This window comes from Moorena sp. SIO3I6 (assembly GCF_010672095.1).
On record NZ_JAAHHU010000307.1, the window covers coordinates 1 to 5246 of the forward strand.

Here is a 5246-nt window from a genome sequence, read left to right on the forward strand (position 1 = left end):
CTCCCTGCTAAGCCCAGCGACCTCACAGATGCACAGATTAGTAGTTGGTTCGAAGAGACGGTAATCGATGACTCCGCCGTTCCTGGGTGCTGCTAAAATCCCTAGTGGCTTTAGGGAAAAGTAGATGACTACCCCGAAGAGGTCTGAACAAACAGTCTGAACAAACAGTCTGAACAAAAACATAAAGTCGCCATCGACTTTAGGATAGGAAAGCCCTATCGGGTAAACGCTTTATTAAGCCTGATTAAACCAGGCCATGGTCAGCGATTACCCTAATAGAGCAACCAGATACAAACCTATCAATTTTTATCTCTAACCGGCTTTACCTCTGACGGGGGGGTTAGCTACCGCCAATCTGGACTGGTAACGGGCGTTTTATACCTGCCCGTTGCTTAGTCCCTTATTTGGATAAGTCTTAGTTGGCTCAGATTGAGTATCGGTACACCTACTCAATCAATTCCACTTCATCAAACCGACTCGATCAAACCGGGCTAGTCATCTTAAGCTAAGCCCTAGACTTCTAGTTTACCATGTCTTGCTTAAATTATAGCAGCCTTAAAATTTAGCAAGTCCGGTAAATTTTATCAACTAATTACTATATTACAGGGCTATTGATTTATTGTCAAAGGTTAGCCCGCTGATGATGCTGCCATAGTTAAGGCTGCTGTGAGAATTTTTCTTCCCTGTGCCCTATTCCCTATTCCCTATTCCCTATTCCCTATTCCCTATTCCCTATTCCCTATTCCCTGTTCCCTGTTGCCTTTGCGATAGTATGCCTCCCTAGAGAAAAGAGAAAAACTAACCATGCTGAACAAACCTAAATTTAAACCTTGCTTTCATATCGAAGATGTGGAATCGGTTGGTGTCTTTCTGCTGTCCGAGTCAGAGTATTTTGTTCTCAATGGTGATCTTTATGAACAATTAGCTCCTTTAATTGATGGCGAGCATTCCGTGGAAGACATGGTTAACCTGCTGCAAGGCCAAGCCTCCACGGCTGAGATTTACTATGCTTTGATGCTGATGGAAAAGAAAGGCTATATCGTAGAAAACGATAACCCGATGGCCTCAGATATGCCATCAGAGGTAGCAGCTTTCTGGAATTTTCTGAATGTTGATCACACGACAGCCACCAGCCGCTTGCAATCTACTAAGGTTTCAGTAACTTCCTTTGGCACAGTTCCAACCCAACCCTTGATCGCGATCCTGGAATCACTCAATATTCAGATGGCTGAGGAGGGAGACATTGCTGTTGTATTAACCGATGACTATCTCCAAGTCGGTCTTGATGAGTTCAATCAAAAGGCTTTACAGTCCCAGCGTCCGTGGATGCTGGTCAAGCCAGTGGGCAAAATGATTTGGATTGGTCCGATTTTCGATCCTGGAAAAACTGGGTGTTGGGAATGTCTAGCCCAACGGCTGCGAGCCAATCGCCCCGTGGAAGATTTTCTGCGCAAACATCGCCAACCTAATAGTATATCGACGGCTTTCCCAACTTCTCGCTCTTTACTACCGTCTACTCTAGACACTGGACTGAATCTAGCGGCTACTGAAATCGCCAAATGGATTGTTCAGGGAGACCATCCATCCCTCAAAGGGACTCTGCTCACCTTTGACACCATATCCTTACAAACCAAAAATCACACTCTGGTCAAGCGTCCTCAATGTCCTGCTTGTGGCAATTCAGACTATCTAGGAAATAGAGACCCCTTGCCAGTTTTATTAGAAAGCCGGAAGAAAACCTTTACAGCTGATGGTGGACACCGTTGTGTTTCACCAGAAAAAACCCTTAAGCAATACGAACACCACATTAGTCCGATAATCGGAGCAGTTAGAGGAATTAGTAAAGTTTCTAAGTTAAAAAGCGATTTGACCCCTACCTATATAGCTGGACATAATTTTGCCAGCATGTTCGATAGTTTATACTTCTTGCGGAAACACTTGCGTGGCAGAAGTGCTGGCAAAGGACAGACTGACGCTCAGGCAAAAGCCAGCGCCCTTGGGGAAGCGATTGAGAGATATTCTGGTGTGTTTCAGGGAGACGAAATTCGACGCAAAGGTAGCTACAAGAGTATGGCGGATGTGGCTATTCACCCCAATGCTTGTATGCTGTTTAGCGATCGCCAATACCAAACCCGCCAGGACTGGAATCAAAGCTGTCCGAGCTTTTTTCAAAAGGTTCCAGAACCCTTTGATCCCGAACGAGAGATTGAGTGGACACCGATTTGGTCTTTGACTGACAAAACATTTAAGTATTTACCCACAGCTTACTGCTATTACGGCTACCCAAAACCCTCTAAACCAGATTGTTGGGCAGACTCCAATGGTACTGCTGCTGGCAACACCAAAGAAGAAGCAATCCTACAAGGATTCATGGAGTTGGTAGAGCGAGATAGTGTAGCGCTGTGGTGGTATAACCGCCTCAAACGACCAGCTGTGGATTTAGACAGTTTTAACCAACCCTATTTTACAGCTCTTAAGGAGTATTACCATTCCCTCAACCGTGAACTTTGGGTACTCGATCTCACTAGCGATTTAGGGATTCCGGCCTTTGCTGCTCTTTCCAGGAGGATTGATCAACCTGTGGAAGATATCATTTTTGCTTTCGGTGCTCATTTCGACCCCAAAATTGGGATTATGCGATCGCTAACGGAATTAAACCAGATGCTTCCAGCGGTTATATCCATAGCTCCCGATGGCAGCACCAAATACAACTACTCCGATGAGTTAGCTATAGACTGGTGGCGAATGGCTACCTTAGAGAATCAGCCGTATCTGATACCGGATGAAAACACTACTCCAAAACTCTACAGCGATTATTCTCAACTGAGCAGCGATGATCTGCGAGACGATGTTCAAACCTGTGTAGACATTGCTGCCAAGCAAAGTATGGAAACCCTGGTTCTAGATCAAACCCGTCCCGATATTGGACTCAATGTTGTCAAAGTGATTGTCCCTGGTCTGCGACACTTTTGGAAACGGTGGGCTCCCGGAAGACTTTATGATGTGCCAGTACAGATGGGTCAGTTACCACAATCCCTCAACGAAAACCAACTCAACCCATTTCCGATTTTCTTCTGATCAGCAACAAGTTTCCCAACATCTAACCTTTTTGAATTAAGAATTAAGAATTAAGAATTAAGAATTAAGAATTAAGAATTAAGAATTAATTCTGACAGACAACCTTCAATAGAAAAACAATGCTGAAAGACTATCAAATTATTGATGCCGATGGCCATGTGAATGAACCGATAGATATGTGGGAGAAGTACCTGGAACCTGCATTTAAAAATCATGCACCCTATCGAGATCAACCCTCCCAAAAGGATGGGGTTGTGAAAATTGATATCTTTTCCCCTCCAACTAAGTATATGAGAGTGGAAGGTGAGACAATTTATAATAAGATATCCGATGCTGTCTGGGCTGAAGGAATTAAGGTAGCAATCCGGAACAAGGCTACCTATAATAAAAACCTAGGCTCTGGCCCAGAATCTCAGGTCAAGGCCATGAAGCAGATGGGTGTGGATATTTCCTTTCTGTATCCAACTACAGGATTGTGGATGTTGGCGATCGATACTATGGATCCGCCACTGGCAGCAGCACTCACCCGTGCCTACAACAATTGGTTACGAGACTTTTGCAGCTATGACCCGCAACTATTGAAAGGAGTAGGAGCGATTAGTCTACACGACCCCAGCAACATGGTGTCGGAATTACATCGGATCGCAGAGTTTGGCTGGAAAGCTGTCTTTGTCCGGCCAAATCCGGTTAAAGGACGACTGCTCAGTGACCCGGCCTATGAGGCATTTTGGACGGAGTGTGAGAGGCTGGGCATAGCAGTTGGCATTCATGAGGGTAGCCATGCTCGATTACCGACCACTGGATCAGATCGATTTAATACCCGTTTTGCCATGCATGCTTGCTCTCATCCCATGGAACAGATGATGGCAATGTTGGCACTGATCGAAGGGGGAGTATTAGAGCGTCACCCCAATCTCAGAGTAGCGTTTCTTGAGTCCGGTTGCGGTTGGCTTCCCTACTGGCTGTGGCGGCTAGATGAAGAGTACGATCAACTGGCCTGGGAGGTGAAAGACCATGTAAAGATGAAGCCTTCAGAGTATTTCCGTCGCCAGTGCTTCATTGCCATTGAGCCAGATGAGCCTTATCTAGCTGATATTATCAAGTACATCGGTTCTGATAACTTGATCTTTGGTTCTGACTACCCTCACATAGACCACAATCCCAAGATTATTGAAGAAATGGTAGGACTTCAGGACAAGCTATCTCAGAAGATAGTGCAAAAGATCCTGTGGGATAATCCTATGCGTTTTTATGGTTTGGGGTGAAGAGTTATTAGTCATTTTAAACTTGTTAGATTAAAGCTTATCATAAAAATGGCGATACCCGCTTTATTGATCAGCTTATACGGCATAAACAATCAAAAATGACAACCTTACAAGCCCGTAAACTCTCCCTGAAGGATGTTCACCATTTGCTAGGGATTAAACCCCTGTACAACGGCTTATTTGCACCACTACTTACCCTTGAACCCCTTACTGAAACTGAACAAGAGGAACTTGTTAACATTCAGGATGAATTTAGGAACTATTGGCTCGAAGGTAAGGTTTCCGAAGGACAAGTACGCCTGGTATCAGTTGCGCCCTTGTTACGTTTAGCAGGTTTTCATCGCCCTCCCATTAAGCTCAATGTTGAGGAAGAAATTGCCCGAATCTACATCGAAGATGAGGATACTTACATCACTGGGCGCTTCGATATTGTTGCTGTCAACAGACAAGGGCAACAAGCTATCCCGTTGTGGATTTTGGTAGTGGAGAGCAAAAATAGTGACGTTGACGTATCAACAAGACATCTCCATAATACCTTAAAATTCTAAAAATAGAGTATAATGGAAGGAATTAGTCATAGATAATCTGGAAAAATGAGCAATTCTACTTGGGATTATATTCAAAAACACCCTAAACAAACAAAAAGGTTATTAGGAATTAATTATGAGCAATTAATAAAACTGATAGAGCAAGGAAAGCTTATAGCTAAAGAAAAACAACAAGAGAATGAAAAAACTAAAATTAGACTTATTAAAGCAGGAGGTGGTAATCATCCCAAATTATCTGAGGAAGAACAAATAATTTTGATGTTAGTTTATCTGAGGCATAACTTAAGTTTTCAACTTTTAGGTTTGCTTTTTAAAGTAAGCGAGTCAACGGCTCATAACTTATTTAATTATTGGC

Annotated in this window: 4 protein-coding genes; all 4 read left to right on the forward strand. The window is 43.6% G+C overall.

The genetic code is table 11. The features are described from left to right. The first annotated feature begins 804 nt into the window (after positions 1 to 804). Positions 805 to 3078, forward strand: a complete 2274-nt coding sequence (locus F6K49_RS34730; protein WP_293055678.1) for a TOMM precursor leader peptide-binding protein — start codon at positions 805 to 807, stop codon at positions 3076 to 3078. Positions 3079 to 3197: 119 nt separating this feature from the next. After that, positions 3198 to 4343: an amidohydrolase family protein gene (locus F6K49_RS34735; protein ID WP_075905526.1), complete on the forward strand. Its 1146-nt coding sequence runs from the start codon at positions 3198 to 3200 to the stop codon at positions 4341 to 4343. A 98-nt stretch (positions 4344 to 4441) separates the two neighbouring features. After that, a complete protein-coding gene (locus F6K49_RS34740; RefSeq protein WP_075905524.1) occupies positions 4442 to 4891 on the forward strand; it encodes a hypothetical protein in 450 nt (149 codons plus the stop codon). A gap of 45 nt (positions 4892 to 4936) precedes the next feature. Beyond that, positions 4937 to 5246, forward strand: a 310-nt coding sequence (locus tag F6K49_RS34745) for a transposase family protein (RefSeq protein ID WP_293103993.1), incomplete at its 3' end; no start/stop codon positions are given.

Coding starts and splice junctions, on each gene's coding strand:
- F6K49_RS34730 (WP_293055678.1), top strand. CDS start 805: ATGCTGAACAAACCTAAATTTAAACCTTGCTTTCATATCGAAGATGTG.
- F6K49_RS34735 (WP_075905526.1), top strand. CDS start 3,198: ATGCTGAAAGACTATCAAATTATTGATGCCGATGGCCATGTGAATGAA.
- F6K49_RS34740 (WP_075905524.1), top strand. CDS start 4,442: ATGACAACCTTACAAGCCCGTAAACTCTCCCTGAAGGATGTTCACCAT.